This window comes from Nonomuraea sp. NPDC051191 (assembly GCF_044455665.1).
GTDB lineage: Bacteria > Actinomycetota > Actinomycetes > Streptosporangiales > Streptosporangiaceae > Nonomuraea.
Genome location: NZ_JBITEZ010000014.1, coordinates 273401 through 293617, shown reverse-complemented (window position 1 = coordinate 293617; position 20217 = coordinate 273401). Strand labels below are relative to the sequence as shown.

Below are 20217 nucleotides of genomic sequence, written 5' to 3'. Positions count from 1 at the left end.
CCGGAGACACAGCCACCGGCCAGCCACGACGGCCCACCTCCGCCTCCACCAGCAGCCGCGCCCACGTCCCGTACGGGGAGGCGACGACGAGCACCCGGGGCCGAAGCGCCGCCTGCCGAAGGAGCCACCCCCTCAGGCCCACCGGAACGCCCCTTCCCGCCACGCGTACAGCACCCCGACCAGGAGGAGCCCCAGGAAGGCGAACATCTCCACCACCGCCGGGACCCCCACCTCGGCCACCACGAGCGCCCACGGGTACATGAAGACCATCTCCATGTCGAAGGCCAGGAAGACCAGCGTCATGGCGTACCAGCGGACGTGGAAGCGCGAGACGGCGTGCTCCCGCGCCCGCGCCCCGGACAGGAACGGCCCCACCCGCACGACTCCCCGAGGCGACAGGACCAGGGAGGCCAGATACACTCCGGCGACCCCGGCGGCGAGCAGCGCCACGAGCCCCAGCACAGCGCCCACCGCTCTCACCTGCCGCAGAGCCCCGAAGATCAGAACAACCTGCTCATCACCGTAGCAACCGAGAACCACCTTCCCCACGACCGACATCCACCTACGAACACCCCCCTCACCAGCCCAAACACGACGGCCCCTCGGCGAGCGCGCCCGCACCCGGCGCAGCCCGCCGACCGGAGCCGGGGTCGAGGTCGAGGTCGAGGTCAGCGTCCGATGGTGAGGGTCTCCGTCGAGCCATCCGCACCGGGAGGATCCTCAGCATTCGAACCGGGACGGCGGGACCTGCCCACCGGACGAGGCAGGCGTAACGCCAAGAGCATCACCAAGGCGCCGCCCACCGCCGCCGGCAGCAGCGCGTACGCCGGAACCTCACCCCCCAGAACCCCACCGGCCGACCCCTCACGCCCCGCAGCCCCGGCGCCCGGAGCCTCCACGGACGGAACCTGCCCGGACGGAACCTGCCCGGACGGGCCCCCGGTGGTCGCGCTTCCTTCGGCCTCCGCCTCGCCCCTCGTCAACACGGGCGCGGTCTTGCCCGCAGGGAACCCCGGTGGCCGGACCGCGCCCCAAGGGTCCTCCCCTCCCCCGCCGAACGTCGCCACCCTGTCCGGCGGCACCGGGTCGACCACCAGCCGCCCCGGAACCGTGAGCGTCCCCACCGCATAAGGCTCGAACCAGCCCTGGACGCCCGTCACCTTCCACACCCCGTCCGGCACGACCACCGAGGTGGCGTAGTGGCCGGCCTCCGGGAGCGGGGTGCCGGGGAAGGTGACGGTCCTGCCGTCGGCACGGGTGAGGCGCAGGCCGACGGGGTCGAGCCTGCCCACGTACGGATGCGTGCCGTGCTGCAACACCCAGAACCCCACCGTGTACGGAGTCCCGCCCGCGAACACCGTCGGCGGCGGATCGAGGTAGGTCACCGCCCATCCCCCGCGTACGGACGCGAAGGCCGGAGCCTCCCACCGGACGGACGCCGCCAGAGCGGCCAGCACAACAGCCACCACGGCGACCACCCGAACCGCCGACACGACGGACAGCCGGACGGTCGGCACAACGGCCGCAACCATCGGTACGGCCAGAGCTCTCGTCATCGTGCACCTCCGCACCCCATACACCGCCCGGCCCCGCCAGGTTCCACCCGCCGATCAGAGGAGCAGCTCGCCGATCGCCTCGGCCACGGCCTCCGGCTGGGACTCGGGCAGGAAGTGACCAGGACGGGCGGCCCCTCACCGCCCTCGGCGACGTGGAGGCCTGAGACGGTGTGCCGGCGGAAGCCGGGAACGGAGACGGCGTGCATGCCGGAAACCCTGCCAGTCGGGTGCGACAATTTCTGGTACGGCGAGCACAATGGAGTCAGCACGAATCAGGGCGAGAATTCGGCGAGGAGCGAGGAGGCTTACGCCGTGTCCGCCACCGGAGGCGAATATCTGACCGCGATGCTCGACGTTCTGGTTTACGAGAACGTATTGGTGGCCTGGCGACGCGCGCCGGGCGGTTATCTGATCGTCACGCATGAGGGCGAGGAGGTCCGGCTGACCGCGCAGCAGGCCGGGATGTGGGCGCAAGGGGCGTTCGCGGTCTATCTGGCGTTGGTGGATCAGCGTCGCATCACTCCGCGCATCCCCGGCGACACCGCAGCACAATAACGCGCACAACAACAAAAGCCCATATTTCCCGATTTATCGCCAAAGCCACCGCGACGGAACCGGCCGGTCAAGCGGGTTTTCCGGTACGTCCCGGAATGTGCCGCAGATTCGGGCCGGCCAGACAACCGGTCAAACCGGCTTTTGCCGCAGGTTCGGATCGGCTGGTCAAGCCGGTTTTTTGGCGCAGGTTCGGATCGGCCGGTCAAGCCGGTTTTCTGGCGCGTCCCAGAATGTGCGGCATACTCGGCGACAACGGCAACGGCCGGAAGGCGAACCGTTCGCGCTCCTCGACCACCAGGCCGCAGTCGGTCATGGCGCGCTCGGTGTCGCGGTTGAGCCGGCACCCGCCGGCCATCCGCCGCCACAGCGGCGTCACGAGATCCTGCACCAGCGCGCCGGCGGCCCGCGAGGAGCGCACGTGCTCGTAGAACCGCACCTCACCCCCGGGCCTGAGCACCCTGGACACCTCGCCGAGCGTCACCCGCTGGTCCGGCACCGAGCACAGCACCAGCGAGAGCACCACGGCGTCGAAGGAGGCGTCCTCGAACCGCAGGTCCGCGTCATGCCCGGCCACGACCCGCACGGGCACCGGCGCACCGGCCGCGGCCCGGCCGGCCAGCTCACGCAGCCGGTCCTCGGGCTCGACGGCCACCACCTCGCGCACCGTGGCCGGGTAGTGCGCGAAGTTCATCCCGTTGCCCGCACCGAGCTCCAGCACCCGGCCGCCCAGCCCGGCCAGCAGGCGCCGCCGGTGCTCGGCCGCGCCGCGCCGCTCCGACTCGGCGCTCATGCGCTCGTACGCCTGGGCGAAGCGGGGATTCTGGAACCGCGAGAGATCCTGCACGTCCCCCAAGCTAACCCGCCCCCGGGAAGGCCGCGCGGGCCGTCACGAACGGACGAGGCGGGCGATGGCGTCGGCCGCCTCCTTGACCTTGGCCTCCGCCTCGGCCCCGCCCTTGCGCGCCGCCTCGACCACACAATGCGCCATGTGCTCCTCCAGCAGCGACAGCGCGAACGACTGCAACGCGCTGGTCGTCGCCGACACCTGGGTCAGGATGTCGATGCAGTACTTGTCGTCCTCCACCATGCGCTGGATGCCCCGCGCCTGGCCCTCGATCCGGCGCAGCCGCCGGAGGTGGTCCTGCTTGCCGTCGGTGTACCCGGCCATCTCCCGGTCCTCTCGCTCGCTACACCGACCGCAACACGGTACCCCCCTACCGTATTCCGAGCGAGACCCGTCAGCCGCCCTGGTTGTTCATGAAGCGCGAGATCAGCCACTGGCTGCCCTGGTGCGTGAGCACGAAGAACTCGCGGTAGTTGGTGTCGCCCTGCTTGCTGGTCGAGCGCGCGAAGGCGTCCTGGCTCCCCATGTTGCGCGTCTCGTCGATGGTGTGCGTGGCGTTCTTCACGTCGTTGCCGTCCTGGAGCTTCTGCTGGAACACGGTGCGGATGGCCTGCGCGCCCGTGGCCGTCGCCTCCCCGTCCATGGCCACCACGGCGTCGTCGGTGAACGACTTCACGATCTGGTTCACGTCCCCGGACTTCAGGGCGTTGAAGTAGTTCTGGACGGCGGCGCGCGGCTGGGTGGCGGCCGGCGCGGTGCCCGTCGGCGTGGCGGTCTCGGTGGTGGTCTCGGTCGCGGTCGGCGACTCCATGCCGGTCTCGGTGGGCGTCATCATGGTCTCGGTCGGCGTCGCCGGGCTGGCCTCGCCCTTCATCGCCTGCGTGTTGCTCCCCGAGGAGCAGCCCGCGACCAGGACGACGGGGACGACAGCGGCCAGCAGGAGTGCCCTGCGCTGAAAAATCTTGCTCATGGCCGGGTTGATGCCCGCGCCAGTCGTCACCGAATGCCCGGTTTAGGCACTCCGCACGACCCCTTTACCTCGGGCCGGTATTACTCACGGTCACGCTTCACTGTCATTGGTGTGATCGTTCAGAGCCACGATCGTTGCCGCGCCGAGACCGGACGGGGAAGGCCCGCCTATAGCGTCCCTCCAGTGCGGCCAACACAGGCGAACCCCGAGCCACTGCCCCAGCGCGAGGACGCCGAACGCTGCGCCAGCGTCCGGTCCGGGCGGCGGTGCGTCCTGCCTGCGGCTCACCGTTCCCCGCACGTCTTTCCACCGGTCGGGGCCGTGTAGCCGGCCGGTCGGCGGGGCAGGTGACGGCGATGGACGAGCCGACGACCACCGTCACGCCCTGTGCGGACGGACCGCTGCTGATCCGGGGCTCCTTCGAGCTGCTGACTCAGGACGGCGAGCCGATCGACCCGGGAAGGGCCACGGTCGCGCTGTGCCGGTGCGGCCGATCGTCGACCAAGCCGTTCTGCGATGGTTCGCACAAGTCCGTCGGCTTCCAGGCGTCCAGCGAGCCCGACCCGCCCGCCGGCTCCTGAGCCCGCTCGCGCAGCCACCGCGCCGAGTGGGCGGCCCGAGCGAGCCTGCCTCCCGCGTACGGCACGCCGCCCGTGCACGCCGCGCCCACCGCCAGCCAGGAGCACACCGCCCGCTCCAGCACCCACACCGGCGCGAACAGCGAGGCCGAGGCGGGGAAGACGCGCCTCCCTCCGGCCCGCCGCCGCCCGGCCTCGGCCAGCCCGACGGCGGCCCCGGCGGCGGCCAGCAGCGGCAGCGGCCTGCGTACCAGGGCCAGCGCGGGCAGCACCGCCAGGAAGGACGCCAGCCGCACCGGCTGCGCGAGGTCGTCGTAGGCCTGCCGCACCCGCTGCGACCAGAACCGCCGCGCGTCGCACGGCAGGCGGCGGACGTACAGGCCGGGCGGTCGCAGCTCGCGGCCGCCGTGGGCGCGCACGGTGCGGACGAGCTCCAGGTTCTCGAACAACACGTCGCCGTCGTAGCCGCCCATGGCCAGGAAGAACGACCGCCGGACGCCGAACGTGCCCGGGTAGTCGGCGCCGAACGCCCGGTTGAGCAGGGTGCGGGCGGTGTCCCAGCGGGCGTGCCAGGGGGCGGGGTCGAAGTAGTTCTGCGGCCTGACCAGCTCGGCGTCGGCGAGCAGGGCGTGCGTCTCGGCCAGGGCGGCCAGGTCGTAGCGCACGTCGTCGTCGGCGATCACGACGCGGTCGCCCCGGGCCAGCCGCAGCCCGGTCGTCACGCCGTTGACCTTGCCGTTGGCGAAGGACAGTCCGGCCGCCGGGCCGACGTGCCGGACCAGGCAGCGCCATCGGCGGGCGTGCCGGGCGTACAGCTGGGGCGGGCTGCCGTCCACCACGGTCACGCGTACATGCGGGGCGAGGGCGCGCAGGTATCCGGTCAGCTCGTCGAGGCCGGAGTCGTCCTGCCAGCGCAGCGGGATCACGTAGTCGAGGTCGATCACGCGGGCACCGGCCGGTCGAGCAGGGAGGAGGCGCCGCGTTCCCAGCGGTCGAGCACGTGCCCGGCCCAGCGGCGTTCGAGGGCCAGGGCGCAGGCGGCGCCGTACAGGACGTCGCCGGTCAGGGCGGGGCAGGCGGACGCGAAGCCGCCGCACAGGTCGCCCGCGGCGATCTGCTCGTGGACGGCGTCCGCCTGCACGTGCTCCTCGAAGAAGCGGGCCGTCGCCGCGTCGCCGCCCAGCCGGCGCAGGCCCATGGCGTAGCGGCGGTTGGGCAGCGACGAGGTCATCTCGATCGCGGCCAGATGTCCGACCAGCGCGCCGCGCAGCCGCCGGTGCAGCCCGAACAGCGACATGGCGTTGCTGACGGCCAGCGTGACCGCCGGCACCCTCGGCAGGTACGCGCCGTAGGAGTCGTCGAGGCCGAGGCCGCGCATGGTGTGGCCGAACAGCTCGCAGTGCATGCGCTCGTGGCGGCCCCCGCCGTACTCGTCGGCCTGGATCTCCACCAGGGCGGCCTTGGACCGGCCGCGCAGGCGCGGGATCGCCCAGGTGTGCGGGTCGGCCTCCTTCAGGTGGTAGATCGAGCGGTGGACGACGAACTCGCGGAAGGTCTCGATCCCGGCCTCGCGCTGGAGGAACAGGGAGACCGACGGCTCGTCCTCGTCCTCGGCGGTCATCGCGGTGAGCGCGCGCCGCACCTCGCCGGGCGGCACCGGCCCGGGACGCGGCACGGCCTCGGCCAGCTCCCGCTCGAAGCGGCCCTCCAGCAGGCCGCGCAGGCGCAGCAGCGACGGCTCCCACTCCCAGCGGTCGTCGACCTCGTCGAAGCCCTGGTAGTGCAGCTCGTAGCAGGCGAACAGGGCGAGCTGGAGATCCTCGTCATCGGCGGGGGCGGGCGGCTCGGGCAGCGTCGCGGGCGGCCGGGCGAGCCGGTCGAAGAGCAGGTCGGTGAGCGGGCCACGCGCGGGCGGCAGGCGCATCACGCGGCCTTGCGGTAGACGGAGACGTGCGCGCGGCTCTCGTCGGTGAACGGGGTGCCGATCCAGTCGGCCCAGCGGTGTTCCAGGGCCATCCCGGCCAGCCTGGCCATCAGGTCGAGCTCGCACGGCCAGGCGTAGCGGTGGTCGGCGGGCAGTAGCCGCACGCCCTGGTCCGTCAGCCGTACGCGGGTGGTGCGCATGTGCTGGGTGGCGGGGGCGAGGGTGGCCGCCTCGACGAGGACGACGTCCTGCGCCAGCGACAGCAGCCGCAGGGCCGAGCCGTCGCGGAAGGCGGCCGGATCGGGCACCCACGCCTCGACCACGAACCGCCCGCCCGCGCGCAGATGCCGCGCCGCGTTGGCGAAGCAGTTGACCTGCGCCTCCTGGGTGGGCAGCGCGAAGATCGTGTTGATCGCCAGCACCACCAGCCCGTACGAGCCCTCGACCCGCACGGTCGAGAAGTCGCCCACCGTCACGGGGACGGCCTCGCCGCCGGGTTTGGCGCGCAGCTCGCGCGTCATCTCCGGAGAGGCGTCGATCCCGGCGACGGTCAGGCCGCGGGCGGCCAGCGGGAGCGCCAGCCGTCCGGTGCCGATGCCGAACTCCAGCACCGGGCCGCCGTCGGCCAGCGCGGCCAGCCGCTCGACGGCGTCGCCGGTCGGCAGCTCCGTCACCGTGGCGTCGTAGATGTCGGCGATCCGGCGCCCGTAGGCGGAGGGGTCGTAGGCCACGCACACCCCCTGTCCCCGTGTTTCAGCAGGTCAATGCCCGTGTCCTGATCGGCTAAACGCTGACCTCCACCCGCCCGCCCGCCACCCGTACGGCGTACACGGGCACCTGGACGGCCTCCTCGTCCAGGCAGGTCCCCGACACCAGCGAGAAGACCTGCTTGTGCAGCGGCGAGGCCACGGTGGGCTCGCCCCGCCTGGTGCCGACGATGCCGCGCGAGAGCACGTACGCGCCGCTGAACGGGTCGAGGTTGTCCAGGGCGTGCACGTGCCCGTCGTGGGTGCGGAACAGCGCCACCTGCCGGCCGGCGACCAGCGCGCAGACGCCGCGCTCCGGCAGCAGGGCCGCGTACTCGCAGACCGCGGTCCAGCTCATCGGGCCGTCACCGGCCTGATCTGGCCGCGCTCGGCGGCGAACACGATCGACGGGTCGGGCACGCCGGGGGCGTTGACGAAGCTGACGAACCTGCCCAGCTTCTCCGGGTCGTCCAGGGTCGCCGCCCACTCGTCGGCGTACGTGGCGACGTGCTGTTCCATCTGGGCGTCGAGGTCGGCGCAGATGCCGAGCGAGTCTTCCATGATCACCTTCCGTAGGTGGTCGAGGCCGCCGTCCAGCGTCTCCAGCCAGGCGGCGGTGCGTTGCAGCCGGTCGGCGGTGCGGACGTAGAACATCAGGAACCGGTCGACGGTCCTGATCAGGTCGTCGGTGCTCAGGTCGGTGGCCAGCAGGTCGGCGTGGCGGGGACGGAAGCCGCCGTTGCCGCCGACGTACAGGTTCCAGCCTTGCTCGGTGGCGATGACGCCGAAGTCCTTCGATCTGGCCTCGGCGCACTCGCGGGCGCAGCCGGACACGGCCGACTTGAGCTTGTGCGGCGAGCGCAGGCCGCGGTAGCGCAGCTCCAGGGCGATGGCCAGGCCGACCGCGTCCTGGACGCCGTAGCGGCACCAGGTGGAGCCCACGCAGGACTTCACCGTGCGCAGGGCCTTGCCGTAGGCGTGGCCGGACTCGAAGCCGACGTCCACGAGCCGCCGCCAGATGTCCGGGAGCTGCTCCACGCGGGCGCCGAACAGGTCGATGCGCTGCCCGCCGGTGATCTTCGTGTAGAGCCCGAAGTCGCGGGCGACCTCGCCGATCACGATGAGCTTGTCCGGCGTGATCTCGCCGCCCGGGATGCGCGGGACGACCGAGTACGTGCCGTTCTTCTGGATGTTGGCGAGGAAGGCGTCGTTGGTGTCCTGCAACGCGGCCCGTTCGCCGTCCAGCACGTGCCCGTTGTGCAGCGAGGCCAGGATCGAGGCCACGGCCGGCTTGCAGACGTCGCAGCCGCGTCCCTGCCCGTGCTCGGTGACGAGCCGGGAGAACGTCGTGATCTTCCGTACCCGGACGATGTCGAACAGCTCGGCCCGCGAGAACGCGAAGTGCTCGCACAGCGCCTTGCCGACCTCGACGCCGGAGCTCTCCAGCAACTGCCTGAGCATCGGCACGCAGCTCCCGCACGTGGTGCCCGCCCGCGTGCACGCCTTGAGCCCCGGCACGTCGGTCACGCCCAGGCCGGTGACGGCGTGCCGGACGTCCCCCGCGCACACGTTGTTGCACGAGCAGACCTGGGCGTCGTCGGGCAGGTCGAGCCGCGCCCCCGAGCCGCTGAACAGCAGGTCGGAGGGCGGCGCGGGCAACGGCTTGCCGACGAACGGCCGCAACGCCGCGTACGGCCCCGCGTCCCCCACGCAGATGCCGCCGAGCAGGGTCCGGGCGTCGTCGCTGATGAACAGCTTCTTGTAGACCCCGGCCACCGGGTCCATGTAGGTGACGTCGAGGGCGCCGTCCATCGCGCCGAACTGGGCGACCTCGACGCCGAGCAGCTTGAGCCTGGTGGACAGGTCCGCGCCCGCGAACGAGGACGTCCCGCCCGTGATCCGGTCGGCGGCCACCTCGGCCATCGTGTTGCACGGCCCGGCCAGGCCGTAGACCATGCCGCCGGCCAGCGCGCACTCCCCGATCGCGTAGATCGACGGGTCGGAGGTGCGCATCCCGGCGTCCACCACGATGCCGCCCCGCTCGCCCACCTCCAGCCCGAACGCCCTGGCCAGCTCGTCGCGCGGCCTGACGCCCGCCGAGAACACCACCACCTGGGCCTCGATCAGCGTGCCGTCCGGCGTGCGCAGCCCGGCGACCCGGCCGTCCGGGCCGGTGACGACCTCCCGGACGCCCGCGCCGGCGTGCACGCCCAGCCCGAGGGCCTCGACGTGGCCCCTGAGCACCGCGCCGCCGCCCTCGTCCACCTGGCGCGGCATCAGCCAGGGGCTCATCTCGACGATGTGCGTCCGCAGACCGAGCGTCCGCAGCGCGTCGGCCGCCTCCAGACCGAGCAGGCCGCCGCCGACCACGACGCCTTCGGCCGCGTCGGCGGCCGCCGCGCGGATGGCGTCCAGGTCTTCGATGGTGCGGTAGACGTGGGCGTGCTCGCGTCCGGGCACCGGCGGCACGAACGGCGCCGACCCGGTGGCCAGCACGAGCACGTCGTACGGCTCGGCGGGCCCGCCCTCGACGGTCACCGTCCGCGCCTCCCGGTCGACGGCCACGGCCCGGCTGCCCAGCCTGGTCACGGTCCCGCCGGGCACCGGATAGGTGAGGTCGGCCACGCTGGTCCCCGACAGGTACGAGGTCAGCGCCACCCGGTCGTAGGCCGGGCGCGGCTCCTCCCCGATGACGGTGACCCGTCCGTCGAAGCCCCGGCTCGCCAGGGTCTCCACGAAGCGGTGCGCGGCCGGGCCGTACCCGACGACGACGATCCTCCTCATACCGGAACTCCTTCCTGCTCACACAGCCAGCCGACGATGCCCTCCACGGCGTCGCGGCAGGTGCCGCAGCCGGTGGTGGCCCTGGTGGCGGCGGCCACCCCGGCCACGTCGCGGGCGCCGGCCTCCCAGCACGCCCGGATGCGTCCCTTGGTCACGTCGTTGCACCGGCAGACCACGGCGGCGTCCGGCATCAGCACCGGGCTGCCGGCGACCGGCGCCGAGGACAGGCCCGGGAACAGCAGCCCCGCGCGGTCGCCGGGCACCGGGCCGCCGCGGTCGAAGAGCTGGGTGAGGGTGCCGACGGCGTCGCTCTCGCCCAGCAGGATCGCGCCCACCAGCCGCCCGTCGCGGATGACGAGCTTGCGGTAGGTGCCGCGGGCGCGGTGGCTGAAGCGCACCACCTCGGCGTGCTCCTCGCCGAGGTGCGTCTCGCCCATGGCGGCCAGCTCGACGCTCTCGGCCTTGAGCCTGGTGACCAGCCGGGAGCCGCGGTAGCGGGCCTTGCCGCCGGTGATCACCTCGGCGGCCACGGCGGCCTGCTCCCAGGCGGGGGCGACCAGGCCGTACACCGTGCCGTGGTGCTCGGCGCACTCGCCTATGGCGAAGATCGAGGGGTCGTCGGTGCGCAGCTCGTCGTCCACGACGACGCCGCGCCGCACCTCCAGCCCCGCCTCGGCGGCGAGCCCGGTGACCGGGCGCACGCCGCAGGCCAGGACGACCAGGTCGGCCTCGACCAGCTCGCCGTCGGCCAGCCGGACGCCGTCCGGCTCGACCGCGGCCGCGCTGACGCCGGTTCGGGTCGCCACGCCGAGCCCGGCCAGGGTCTCGCCCAGCACCTGGCCCGCCTCGGCGTCGAGCTGGCGTTCCATCAGGTGCCCGGCCAGGTGCAGCAGCGTGACCGGCAGGCCGCGCCCGGCCAGGCCGCGGGCGGCCTCGACGCCGAGCAGCCCGCCGCCGACGACGGCCGCCCGGCGCGCCCGCCCGGCGGCCTCCATGATCCGCTCGCAGTCCTCCAGCGTGCGGAACGGGACGGCCCGCCCCGCGCCGGGGAGCGGCGGCACGACCGCCTCGCTGCCGGTGGCCAGGACCAGCACGTCGTACGGCTCGCGCCGCCCGTCCGCGGTCACCACGTGCCTGGTGTCCCGGTCGACGCGGACGACCTCCGCGCCGGGCACGGCCTCGACGGCGTGCGCGGCGTACCAGGACGGGTCGAGCAGGCGCACCTGGTCGGGGCGCGAACCGCCGGCCAGCACGTCCGACAGCAGCACCCGGTTGTACGGCGGCCCCGCCTCGGCCCCGAACACGGTCACCCGCATCCGCGGGTCGCGCGCCCGCACCTCGCTGACCAGGCGCGACCCGGCCATTCCGTTCCCCACGACGACGAGCCTCATGAGTCCCTCTCCACCCTGACCGCGCAGACCTTGAACTCCGGCATCCCGGAGACCGGGTCGAGCGCCGGGTTGGTGAGCCGGTTGGCGCCCTCCCAGTGGAAGGGCATGAACACGGTGTCGCGCCTGATGGCGTCGCTGATCCTGGCCACCGCCCTGCTGTGGCCCCGGCGGCTGCTGACCCGCACCAGGTCGCCCGCGGCGACGCCGAGCTGCTCGGCCAGGTCGGGATGCAGCTCCACGAACGGCTCGGGGGCGGCCCGCACCAGCGACGCGATCCGGCGGGTCTGGGCGCCGCTCTGGTAGTGGGACAGGATCCGGCCGGTGCTCAGGTACACCGGGTAGTCCTGGTCGGGCTCCTCCGCCGCGGGCCGGTGCTCGACCGGGACGAACCTGGCGCGGCCGTCCGGGTGGGCGAAGCGGTCCAGGAACGGGCGGGGCGTGCCGGGGTGGCCGGCGGACGGGCAGGGCCAGAAGACGCCCGTCTCGGCGGCGATGCGCTCGTAGGTGATGCCGGAGTAGTCGGCGACGCCGCCCGCGGTGGCCCGGCGCAGCTCGTCGAAGACGGCGGCCGGCTCGGCGTCGAAGCGGTGCCCGAGCCTGGCGGCCAGCCCGGCGACGACGTCCAGGTCGCTGCGGACGCCCTCCGGCGGCGCGACGGCCCGGCGGCGGAGCAGCACGCGGCCTTCCAGGTTGGTCATCGTGCCGTCCTCCTCGGCCCACTGGGTGACCGGGAGCACCACGTCGGCCCGCGCCGCGGTCTCCGACAGCACCACGTCGGCCACCACCAGCAGGTCCAGCCCGGCGATCCGGCCGCCGACGCGCGCGGACCCCGGAGCCGAGACCACCGGGTTGGACCCGAACAGCAGCAGCGCCCGCGGCCCCCGCGGGGTGCCGAGCGCGTCCAGCAGCTCGTACGCCGACCGCCCCGGCCCCGGCAGGTCCTCGGCCCGCACGCCCCACACCTCGGCGACGTGCGCGCGGGCGGCCGGGTCGTCGATCCTGCGGTACCCGGGGAGCTGGTCGGCCTTCTGGCCGTGCTCCCTGCCGCCCTGGCCGTTGCCCTGGCCGGTCAGGCAGCCGAAGCCGGAGCCGTACCGGCCGGGCAGCCCGAGCGCGAGGGCCAGGTTGACGTACGCGGTGACGGTGTCGGTGCCCTTGGCGTGCTGTTCGGCGCCGCGTCCGGTCAGGACGTAGGCGTTGCGGGCGGCGGCCAGCGCGCGGACGGCCTGCCGCATCCGGTGCACCGGCACCCCGGTGACCCGCTCGACGCGTTCGGGCCACCAGGAGGCCAGCGAGGTGCGCACGTCGTCGAACCCGGTGGTCCTGGCGGCCACGTAGTCGGCGTCCACGAGGTCGTCGGCGATCGCCAGGTGCAGCAGCCCGAGCGCGAGGGCCAGGTCGGTGCCGGGCGCGGGTTGCAGGTGCAGCCAGGCGAGCCCGGCGGTCGGGGTGCGGCGCGGATCGACGACGATCAGCCGCGGCCCCGACAGGTGGCGGACCAGCGGCGGCATGGTCTCGGCCACGTTCGCGCCGGCCAGCAGCACGACGTCGGCGTCGTCCAGGTCGGTGACCGGGAACGGCAGGCCCCGGTCCAGGCCGAAGGCGCGGATGGAGGCGGCGGCGGCCGAGGACATGCAGAAGCGGCCGTTGTAGTCGATCTGGCTGGTGCCGAGCGCGACCCGGGCGAACTTGCCGAGCTGGTAGGCCTTCTCGTTGGTCAGGCCGCCGCCGCCGAACACGGCCACGGCGTCGGGGCCGTGCTCGGCGCGGATCCCGGCCAGCCGGTCGGCGACGTGGTCGAGGGCGGCCTCCCACTCCACCGGCTCGCCGTGCAGCAGCGGCGTCGTCAGGCGTTCGCCGTTGGTCAGCAGCTCGGCCGCCGTCCATCCCTTCTGGCACAGCGCGCCGGGGGCGTTGGCCGGGATGTCGGTCCTGGGGCTGATCTCCAGCCCCGGCCCGATCTCCATGCCGCACTGCAGCGCGCAGTAGGGGCAGTGTGTCCTGGTCATGTCAGACCTGGGCGTGGGCGAGGTTGGCGACGACCTTGACGCCGACGGTGCGCTTGTAGCACCACCAGGTCAGCGCCAGGCAGGCGGCGTAGAAGGCGGCGAAGGCCAGGAACGCCGGTGCGGGGGTGCCGGCCGCGGCGTAGGCCATCCCGAAGGCCCGGTTGACGAGGAACCCGCCGAGCGCGCCGACCGCCGAGATGATGCCGATCGCCGCCGCGGCCTGACGTCTGCCGTGCAGCAGGGCCTCCTCGCCGGTGCCGCGCTCGGCGACCGCCTTGGCCTGGAAGATCGCCGGGATCATCCGGTACGTCGAGCCGTTGCCGATGCCCGCGGTGAGGAACAGCAGCTGGAAGGCCAGGAAGAACAGCCAGAAGCCGCCGGAGGCGCTGGCGAGCCACACCAGCAGCACCCCGGCGCCCATGGCCGCGAAGTTCCACTGCGTCACCGGCGCGCCGCCGAGCCGGTCGGCCAGCCAGCCGCCCACCGGCCTGACCAGCGAGCCGAGCAACGGCCCGGCGAACGCCACCGCCGCGTACGGCGCATCGGGGAACAGGCTCTTGCTCAGCAGCGGGAACGCCGTCGAGTAGCCGATGAACGACCCGAACGTGCCGACGTACAGGAAGGACATGATCCAGGTCTGCGCCCGTCCGGCCACCGCGAGCTGCTCGCGCGGCTCGGCCCTGGCGCCGGCCAGGTTGTCCATGAAGAACCACGCGCAGGCCGCGGCCACCACGATGAACGGGATCCAGAACCACCCGGCGGCGGCCAGTCCCAGCGAGCCGATCACCAGCGGCACGACGAGCTGCACCGAGCTGACCCCGACGTTGCCGCCCGCCGCGTTCAGCCCGAGCGCCAGCCCCTGCCGGCCACGCGGGTAGAAGTAGGTGATGTTGGCCATGCTGGAGGCGAAGTTGCCGCCGCCCACCCCCGCCAGCGCCGCGATCACCAGGAACAGCCAGTACGGCGTCCCGGGATCGTTCACCGCCACCCCGAGCAGCACGGCCGGGACCAGCAGCAGCACCGCGCCGGCCACGGTGAAGTCGCGCCCGCCGAACCGGCCGGGCCCGAACGTGTAGGGCACCCGCAGCGCCGACCCGACCAGGTTCGGCAGCGCGACGAGCCAGAAGAGCTGGTCGGTGGAGAAGTCGTAGGCGCCCATCCTGGTGGCCACGACGCTCCACAGGGTCCAGACGGTGAACCCGAGATGCTCGGCCACGATGGAGAAGACCAGGTTGCGCCGGGCGACGTGCCTGCCGGTCCGCTCCCAGAAGGCCGGGTCGTCGGGGTGCCACTCGGTGATCCAGCGCGCCATCACTCTCTCCTCCGCTCGGCGTCGGGAGCACCACGGTAGGAAGGGCGCGTTACGCGTTCCGGCAGCCGCCGGCGGTGTGCCGGTTACAGGTGATTCACCGCTGTAACAAGGCGCGCACAACCGTCACCTGCGAAACATGCCGGACATGAACGCAGTTCTCGCTGGTTACGCGGTCTTCCCCGGGGTAACAGCACTCATGGCAAAGGGGGAAATAATGATCAAGAAGCTGCACCAGATGGGGATCAAGTCAGGCCACATGTACGCCGCGGGGCTGGCGTCCATCGGCCTGTCCTTCTGTTCCTGGATGATCTCCAAGAACAACGAGGGCGCGGGCCTCGACCGCGCCGACCGGTGGGGGATCTTCATCGGCGAGTGGGCGCCCACGTTCTTCGCGATGGGCGTCGCGCTGCGGATCGAGGAGACCCACAAGGACCTCGAAGAGCAGGGCACCGAGATGTTCGACAGCGCCCAGGGCCAGCGGTCCAGGTCGCACGTCGGCGTGTGACGGGAGGCCGCGCAGGTCATGCCGGGGGGCGACCTGCGCGGCACGCCTGGCCGCCGGCGGGCTCAGCGCGACAGCCGTTCCAGCGGCTCGTCGGTCAGCCGGTACTTCAGCCACTCGTCCTGCCGCACGGCGCCGAGCTTGTCGTAGAAGGCGATGGACGGCTCGTTCCAGTCGAGCACCGACCACTCCAGGCGCTGGTAGCCGCGTTCGGCGCAGATCCTCGCCAGCTCCGCCATCAGCGCGCGGCCGTGGCCGCCGCCCCGGTGCTCGGGGCGCACGTACAGGTCCTCCATGTAGATGCCGTGCACGCCGCGCCAGGTGGAGTAGGTCAGGAACCAGATCGTGAAGCCGACGGGCTCGCCGTTCTCCTCCGCCATGTGGGCGAACGCGGCGGGCCGCTCGCCGAACAGCGAGTCGCGCAGCATGTCCTCGGTCACGCGGACCTCGTGGACGGCGTTCTCGTACGCGGCCAGCTCACGGATCATGCTCACGACGGCCGGGACGTCTTCTGGGGTGGCGGGGCGAATCATGCGCACAGGGTAACCAGCGCATTCGGTTGAACCGTCCACCGCCCCCGCACGTCGTTACAGCAGAACGGTATTCGGGGGACCGTCTGGAAGCTCAGCCCGGATGACCGAATGGGGACGGAAACCGTGGGCGTTTTAGAGGAGCTGAGGGTTCGCCTGCCCTCGTGTCCGGACATCAGGCTCGCGCTCGTGCTCGGTGAGCGCGCTTTGTACGTGAACGGGGATCTGCAGACCGCCAGGCGCTGGTTCGACTCGGCCTACCGGCAGGCCGAGTCGTGCGGCGACGTGCCGGCCCTGGCCAGGGCCGCGGTCGGCCTGGGCGGGGTGTGGGTGCAGGAGCACCGCACGTGCGCGGAGTCGGAGATGGTGCGGGCGCGCCAGCGGCACGCGTTGTCGCTGGTCGACCCGTACTCGCCGCTGGCGCTGCGGCTGCGGATCAGGATGAGCGGGGAGGAGGACTACAGCGCGGGCGAACACGAGGAGATCCTGCGGCTGGTCGAGCGGGCCAGGAGCGCGGGCGAGCCGGCGGCGCTGGCCGAGGCGCTGAGCCTGGCCCACCACTGCCTGCTCGGCCCGGAGCACGGGCCGGCGCGGCTGGAGCTGGCCAGGGAGCTGATCGGCCAGGCGGCGGTCACCGGGCGCAGGGGCGACCTGCTGATGGGCCTGCTGTGGCGGACGGTCGACCTCTACCTGGCCGCCGACCCGCACGCCGGACGCTGCCTGGAGGAGTTGCAGGGCCTGCTGGCCGAGCACGACCACCTGGCGGTCGGGTTCGTGACGGACGTGATCAGGGTGATGCTGGCCATCAGGGCGGGCCTGTTCGACCAGGCGGAGAAGATGGCCGGCGACTGCTTCGAGCGTGGCCTCAAGGCCGGCGACATGGACGCCACCGGCTGGTACGGCGGCCAGATCGCCGCCATCCGCTGGTACCAGGGCCGCACGGCCGAGCTGCTGCCGGTGCTGGCCGACCTGGTCAGCTCGCCCACGCTCAGCCCGGTCGACAACTCCTACCTGGCGGGCCTCGCGCTGTCCGCGGCCACCTCGGGCGACCGCAGGGCGGCGGCCGGCCACCTGGCCCGGCTGCGCGGCCGGGACCTGGCCGACCTGCCGAGGTCGAGCACGTGGCTGTTCTCGATGTACTGCGTCGTCGAGACCGCCCACCTGCTCCAGGACGCCGCCGTCGCCGCCGAGGCGTACGCGCTGCTGCTGCCGTTCGCCGCTCTGCCGGTGGTGGCCAGCCTGGGCGTGCTCTGCCTCGGCTCGGTGCAGCACAGCCTCGGCATGGCCGCGCTCACGACCGGTGACGTGGACCGGGCCGCCGGGCACCTGGCGGAGGCCGTACGGGCCGATCTCGCGCTCGGCCACTGGCCCGCCGCGACGCTGTCGCGCTGGCGGCTCGGGCAGGCGCTCGCGCTGCGCGACGGGCCGCAGGACAGGACGGCGCGGGCCGCCCAGAGCACCGCCGCGCAGGAGGCCAGGGACCTCGGCATGGTGCTGCCCGCCGTGGTCGGCCGGGCGACCGGGGCGCACGGGGCGTTCCGGCTGCGCAGGCACGGACGGCACTGGCAGGTCGAGCACGGCGGGCGGCTGGTGGTGGTCGAGCACAGCGTCGGCATGGGTCACCTGGCGACCCTGATCGCCAATCCGGGGCGGGAGATCCTCGCCGCCGACCTGGCCGCGGGCGCGCCGGCGCAGGAGAGCGAGCCCGCCTCGGCGCAGCCGGTGCTGGACGACCTGGCCAGGGAGACCTACCGGCAGCGGCTGAGCGAGTTGCAGGAGGAGATCGACGAACTGGAGGCGATGAACGACATCGAGCGGGCCGCCGCGCTGCGGCTGGAGCGCGAGTGGCTGGTGGCCGAGCTGTCGGCGGCGACCGGGATCGGCGGGCGGGCGCGGCCGTTCACGGGCACGGAGGAACGTGCGCGGATCGCCGTCGGGAAGGCGATCAGGCGGGCGATCTCCCGCGTCTCCTCCGCCGACCAGGCGCTGGGCGAGGAGCTGCGGGCCACCGTGCACACGGGCGTGCGCTGCAGCTACCGGCCCCGCTGAAGGCGAGCCGGGCGCGCCCCCGCGGCGCGCCCGGACCTCACTGTCCGGGACACTGGTCGCAGCAACCAGACGAACGGACAAACAGCATGGAACATCGCACACTCGGACGTACGGGACGCCAGGTCGGCGTCGTGGGCCTCGGCGCGTGGCAGCTCGGCGCCGACTGGGGCGAGGTGAGCGAGGACGAGGCGTTCGCCACCCTGGAGGCGGCCGTGGAGGCGGGCGTCACCTTCGTCGACACCGCCGACGTCTACGGCGACGGCCGCAGCGAGCAGATCGTCGGCCGCTTCGCCAAGGCACATCCCGGGCTCACCGTGGCCACCAAGATGGGCCGCAGGGTGGCGCAGGTCCCGTCCAACTACGTGCTGGACAACTTCCGCGCCTGGAACGAGCGCTCCCGGCGCAACCTCGGCGTGGACACCCTCGACCTGGTCCAGCTCCACTGCCCGCCCACCCCGGTGTACTCCTCCGACGCGGTCTTCGACGCCCTGGACACGCTCGTCGCCGAGCAGAGGATCGCGGCGTACGGCGTCAGCGTGGAGACCTGCGAGGAGGCGCTGACCGCCATCGCCAGGCCGGGCGTGGCCACCGTGCAGATCATCCTCAACGCCTTCCGGCTCAAGCCGCTGGAGCGGGTCCTGCCCGCCGCCCGCGCGGCCGGGGTGGGCGTCATCGCGCGTGTCCCGCTGGCCAGCGGCCTGCTGTCGGGCCGCTACGACGAGCACACCGTGTTCGCCCCCGACGACCACCGCACCTACAACCGGCGCGGCGAGTCGTTCGATGTCGGCGAGACCTTCTCCGGCGTGGACTTCGGCACCGGGCTGGAGGCGGTGCGCAGGCTGGCCGGGCTGGTGCCCGAGGGCGCGTCCATGGCCCGGTTCGCACTGCGCTGGATCCTCGACCAGCCCGGCGTCTCGGTCGTCATCCCCGGCGCGCGCAACCCCGGCCAGGCGCGTTCGAACGCCTCCGCCGCCGACCTCGGCCCGCTTCCCGGGGAGACGCTGGACGCCGTGCGGTCGGTCTACGACGAGCTCATCCGGCCGCAGGTCCACGATCGGTGGTGAACCGTTGACGGTGCGGCTTTCCGGGGCCTAATGTTTAGGAAACTTTCCTAAGCAATTCTCGCCGCGCGCACACCTCCGAGGAGCCCCGCATGAACGCGAGAAGACGGACCGCCGGCTGCGCCGCGCCGGCCACGGGCCGGCCCGAGGTCGGCCTGATCCCGATCGTGGGCCCGTGGGTGCCGGCCGGGCAGACCTCCTGCACCGGGGTCACGGCGCACACGACCGTGAGCGTGTGGGTGGACACCCGCGGATGAGCCCCAACGGATACGGCGGCTTCCGTCAGCTCCCGTGACCCTTCCGCCTGCCGTACGTCAGGTAGGCGATGGGGCCGAACGGCTGCACGAAGATGCCCAGCCACCAGACGCCCTTCCAGCCGCGGATCTCCCGCTGCGGCCGGCGCCGCAGGTCCGCGGCGGCGGCCCCGGTGAGCACCAGCTCCGCCGAGGCGAGCGCGAGCAGCATCGCCCGTCGCCGCCTCGACATGTCACTCCATCGCATTCCGATCGACCTCTCTGAAGGGACTTCGCAGGGACTCTGAAGGGACGCCACCCGTCCTCCAGTCGTCTACCGCACCCTCCCTCGTCCTGACAAGTCGCCTTTGCCCTCACCGGCGGATCGCGATCTCGTAGGAGTAGCGGTCGCCCCGGTAGATCGACTTGGCCGCCTCCACAGCCCTTCCCCGCTGGTCGTAGGCCACCCGTTCGACCAGCAGCGCCGGCGACAGCGGCGCCGCCTCCAGCAGCTCCGCCTCCTCGGGCTCCAGCACCGTGGCCCTGATCGACTGCTCGGCCCGCTCCAGCCTGATCCGGTACGCCCCCGCCAGCACCTCGTACAGCGACCCGCCGAGCGGCCGGTCGAGCAGGCCGGGCACCAACGCGGCCGGAACGTGCGCGCGCTCCAGGCACATCGGCGAACCGTTGGCCGTACGCACCCGGCACAGCCGCACGACCGCGTCCGCCGGGCTGACGCCGAGCGCCTGCCCCACCCGCGCGCCCGCGGGCACCTCGGCCGCCTCCAGCAGCCGTGACCCCGGCTCCAGCCCGCGCCCCCGCATGTCCTCGCTGAACGACGTCAGCTCGATCGTCTTGGCGATGCTCCGGTGGGCGACGAACGTCCCCGCTCCCTGGACCCGGTAGACCCGCTGGTCGGTCTCCAGCCGGTCGACCGCCCGCCGCACGGTCAGCCTGCTGACCCCGAACTCCTCGGCGAGATCGCGTTCGGCGGGCAGCCGTTCGCCCGGCTTCAGCTCGGTCGCGATGAGCGTGAGCAGATGGTCTGTGAGCTGGCCGATCTTCGTCACGGGTGGCCGTCCTCGGTCGGGGTGCGCCTCTTGACGCTCTGATCGTAATTGGGCTATACCAATCGAGCAACTGGGCCTTGTTTTCCCCTCAGATCGACAGATT

21 protein-coding genes and 1 pseudogene are annotated in these 20217 nt (G+C 72.9%); 6 read left to right on the top strand and 16 right to left on the bottom strand.

Features of this window, described 5'->3' with window-relative positions:
• Nucleotides 1–132: 132 nt before the first annotated feature.
• Nucleotides 133–471, bottom strand: a complete 339-nt coding sequence (locus ACIA8R_RS37425; RefSeq protein WP_364090425.1) for an NADH-quinone oxidoreductase subunit A — start codon at nt 469–471, stop codon at nt 133–135.
• Nucleotides 472–668: 197 nt separating this feature from the next.
• A complete protein-coding gene (locus tag ACIA8R_RS37420; protein WP_397042369.1) occupies nt 669–1556 on the bottom strand; it encodes a hypothetical protein in 888 nt (295 codons plus the stop codon).
• A 204-nt stretch (nt 1557–1760) separates the two neighbouring features.
• On the opposite strand from ACIA8R_RS37420, the gene ACIA8R_RS37415 reads away from it, so the two are divergent.
• Nucleotides 1761–2111: a hypothetical protein gene (locus tag ACIA8R_RS37415; protein ID WP_397042368.1), complete on the top strand. Its 351-nt coding sequence runs from the start codon at nt 1761–1763 to the stop codon at nt 2109–2111.
• Nucleotides 2112–2313: 202 nt separating this feature from the next.
• Here the strand turns inward: ACIA8R_RS37415 and ACIA8R_RS37410 are convergent, their stop codons facing one another.
• From ACIA8R_RS37410 to ACIA8R_RS37400, 3 genes are all read right to left on the bottom strand, one after another.
• Nucleotides 2314–2955, bottom strand: a complete 642-nt coding sequence (locus ACIA8R_RS37410) for a class I SAM-dependent methyltransferase (RefSeq protein ID WP_357698339.1) — start codon at nt 2953–2955, stop codon at nt 2314–2316.
• Between the two features lie 42 nt (nt 2956–2997).
• Nucleotides 2998–3279: a metal-sensitive transcriptional regulator gene (locus ACIA8R_RS37405; RefSeq protein WP_352322745.1), complete on the bottom strand. Its 282-nt coding sequence runs from the start codon at nt 3277–3279 to the stop codon at nt 2998–3000.
• Nucleotides 3280–3349: 70 nt separating this feature from the next.
• A complete protein-coding gene (locus ACIA8R_RS37400) occupies nt 3350–3925 on the bottom strand; it encodes a nuclear transport factor 2 family protein (RefSeq protein ID WP_357698341.1) in 576 nt (191 codons plus the stop codon).
• Between the two features lie 356 nt (nt 3926–4281).
• On the opposite strand from ACIA8R_RS37400, the pseudogene ACIA8R_RS37395 reads away from it, so the two are divergent.
• A pseudogene (locus ACIA8R_RS37395) lies at nt 4282–4395 on the top strand (hypothetical protein); the annotation flags it as partial.
• Here ACIA8R_RS37395 and ACIA8R_RS37390 read toward each other — a convergent pair.
• The 8 genes from ACIA8R_RS37390 to ACIA8R_RS37355 are packed head-to-tail and all read right to left on the bottom strand — an operon-like array spanning nt 4359 to nt 14669.
• Complete coding sequence (locus ACIA8R_RS37390; RefSeq protein WP_397042367.1) at nt 4359–5447, bottom strand: glycosyltransferase; 1089 nt, start codon at nt 5445–5447, stop codon at nt 4359–4361. The pseudogene ACIA8R_RS37395 and the gene ACIA8R_RS37390 overlap by 37 nt on opposite strands.
• Nucleotides 5444–6427, bottom strand: a complete 984-nt coding sequence (locus ACIA8R_RS37385; protein ID WP_397042366.1) for an iron-containing redox enzyme family protein — start codon at nt 6425–6427, stop codon at nt 5444–5446. The genes ACIA8R_RS37390 and ACIA8R_RS37385 overlap by 4 nt, the downstream gene beginning before the upstream one ends.
• The gene (locus tag ACIA8R_RS37380; RefSeq protein ID WP_397042365.1) at nt 6427–7158 is read right to left on the bottom strand and encodes a class I SAM-dependent DNA methyltransferase; all 732 of its coding nucleotides are present in this window, start codon (nt 7156–7158) and stop codon (nt 6427–6429) included. The genes ACIA8R_RS37385 and ACIA8R_RS37380 overlap by 1 nt, the downstream gene beginning before the upstream one ends.
• Before the next feature lie 52 nt (nt 7159–7210).
• The gene (gene nirD / locus ACIA8R_RS37375) at nt 7211–7531 is read right to left on the bottom strand and encodes a nitrite reductase small subunit NirD (protein ID WP_397042364.1); all 321 of its coding nucleotides are present in this window, start codon (nt 7529–7531) and stop codon (nt 7211–7213) included.
• Entirely contained in the window at nt 7528–9957 is a 2430-nt protein-coding gene (gene nirB, locus ACIA8R_RS37370; RefSeq protein WP_397042363.1) for a nitrite reductase large subunit NirB, read from the bottom strand. Before nirB ends, nirD begins: the two co-directional genes overlap by 4 nt.
• Nucleotides 9954–11348 carry an FAD-dependent oxidoreductase gene (locus ACIA8R_RS37365; protein WP_397042362.1) on the bottom strand — a complete coding sequence of 465 codons (1395 nt, stop codon included), beginning with the start codon at nt 11346–11348 and terminating at the stop codon, nt 9954–9956. Before ACIA8R_RS37365 ends, nirB begins: the two co-directional genes overlap by 4 nt.
• Nucleotides 11345–13357, bottom strand: coding sequence for a molybdopterin oxidoreductase family protein (locus tag ACIA8R_RS37360; RefSeq protein WP_397042361.1), 2013 nt, complete (start codon nt 13355–13357; stop codon nt 11345–11347). Before ACIA8R_RS37360 ends, ACIA8R_RS37365 begins: the two co-directional genes overlap by 4 nt.
• A 1-nt stretch (nt 13358) precedes the next feature.
• Nucleotides 13359–14669 (bottom strand): MFS transporter, encoded by a 1311-nt coding sequence (locus tag ACIA8R_RS37355; protein WP_397042360.1) that lies wholly within the window; start codon nt 14667–14669, stop codon nt 13359–13361.
• A gap of 214 nt (nt 14670–14883) precedes the next feature.
• Here ACIA8R_RS37355 and ACIA8R_RS37350 point away from each other — a divergent pair, with 214 nt between their 5' ends.
• Nucleotides 14884–15174 carry a hypothetical protein gene (locus ACIA8R_RS37350; protein WP_397042359.1) on the top strand — a complete coding sequence of 97 codons (291 nt, stop codon included), beginning with the start codon at nt 14884–14886 and terminating at the stop codon, nt 15172–15174.
• 62 nt (nt 15175–15236) lie between these two features.
• Here the strand turns inward: ACIA8R_RS37350 and ACIA8R_RS37345 are convergent, their stop codons facing one another.
• Complete coding sequence (locus ACIA8R_RS37345; RefSeq protein ID WP_364090458.1) at nt 15237–15704, bottom strand: GNAT family N-acetyltransferase; 468 nt, start codon at nt 15702–15704, stop codon at nt 15237–15239.
• Nucleotides 15705–15914: 210 nt separating this feature from the next.
• Between ACIA8R_RS37345 and ACIA8R_RS37340 the strand changes: the two genes are divergently transcribed.
• The 3 genes from ACIA8R_RS37340 (at nt 15915) to ACIA8R_RS37330 (ending at nt 19068) form a co-directional block, all read left to right on the top strand.
• Nucleotides 15915–17750 carry a hypothetical protein gene (locus tag ACIA8R_RS37340; protein WP_364090461.1) on the top strand — a complete coding sequence of 612 codons (1836 nt, stop codon included), beginning with the start codon at nt 15915–15917 and terminating at the stop codon, nt 17748–17750.
• A gap of 86 nt (nt 17751–17836) precedes the next feature.
• Nucleotides 17837–18814 (top strand): aldo/keto reductase, encoded by a 978-nt coding sequence (locus tag ACIA8R_RS37335; RefSeq protein ID WP_357698365.1) that lies wholly within the window; start codon nt 17837–17839, stop codon nt 18812–18814.
• A gap of 89 nt (nt 18815–18903) precedes the next feature.
• Nucleotides 18904–19068 carry a hypothetical protein gene (locus ACIA8R_RS37330; protein ID WP_397042358.1) on the top strand — a complete coding sequence of 55 codons (165 nt, stop codon included), beginning with the start codon at nt 18904–18906 and terminating at the stop codon, nt 19066–19068.
• A gap of 25 nt (nt 19069–19093) precedes the next feature.
• On the opposite strand, the gene ACIA8R_RS37325 is transcribed toward ACIA8R_RS37330, so the two are convergent.
• Entirely contained in the window at nt 19094–19297 is a 204-nt protein-coding gene (locus ACIA8R_RS37325) for a PLDc N-terminal domain-containing protein (RefSeq protein WP_364090470.1), read from the bottom strand.
• Between the two features lie 121 nt (nt 19298–19418).
• On the bottom strand, nt 19419–20114 hold the full coding sequence (locus ACIA8R_RS37320; protein WP_397042357.1) for a GntR family transcriptional regulator: 696 nt from the start codon (nt 20112–20114) through the stop codon (nt 19419–19421).
• Between the last annotated feature and the right edge of the window lie 103 nt (nt 20115–20217).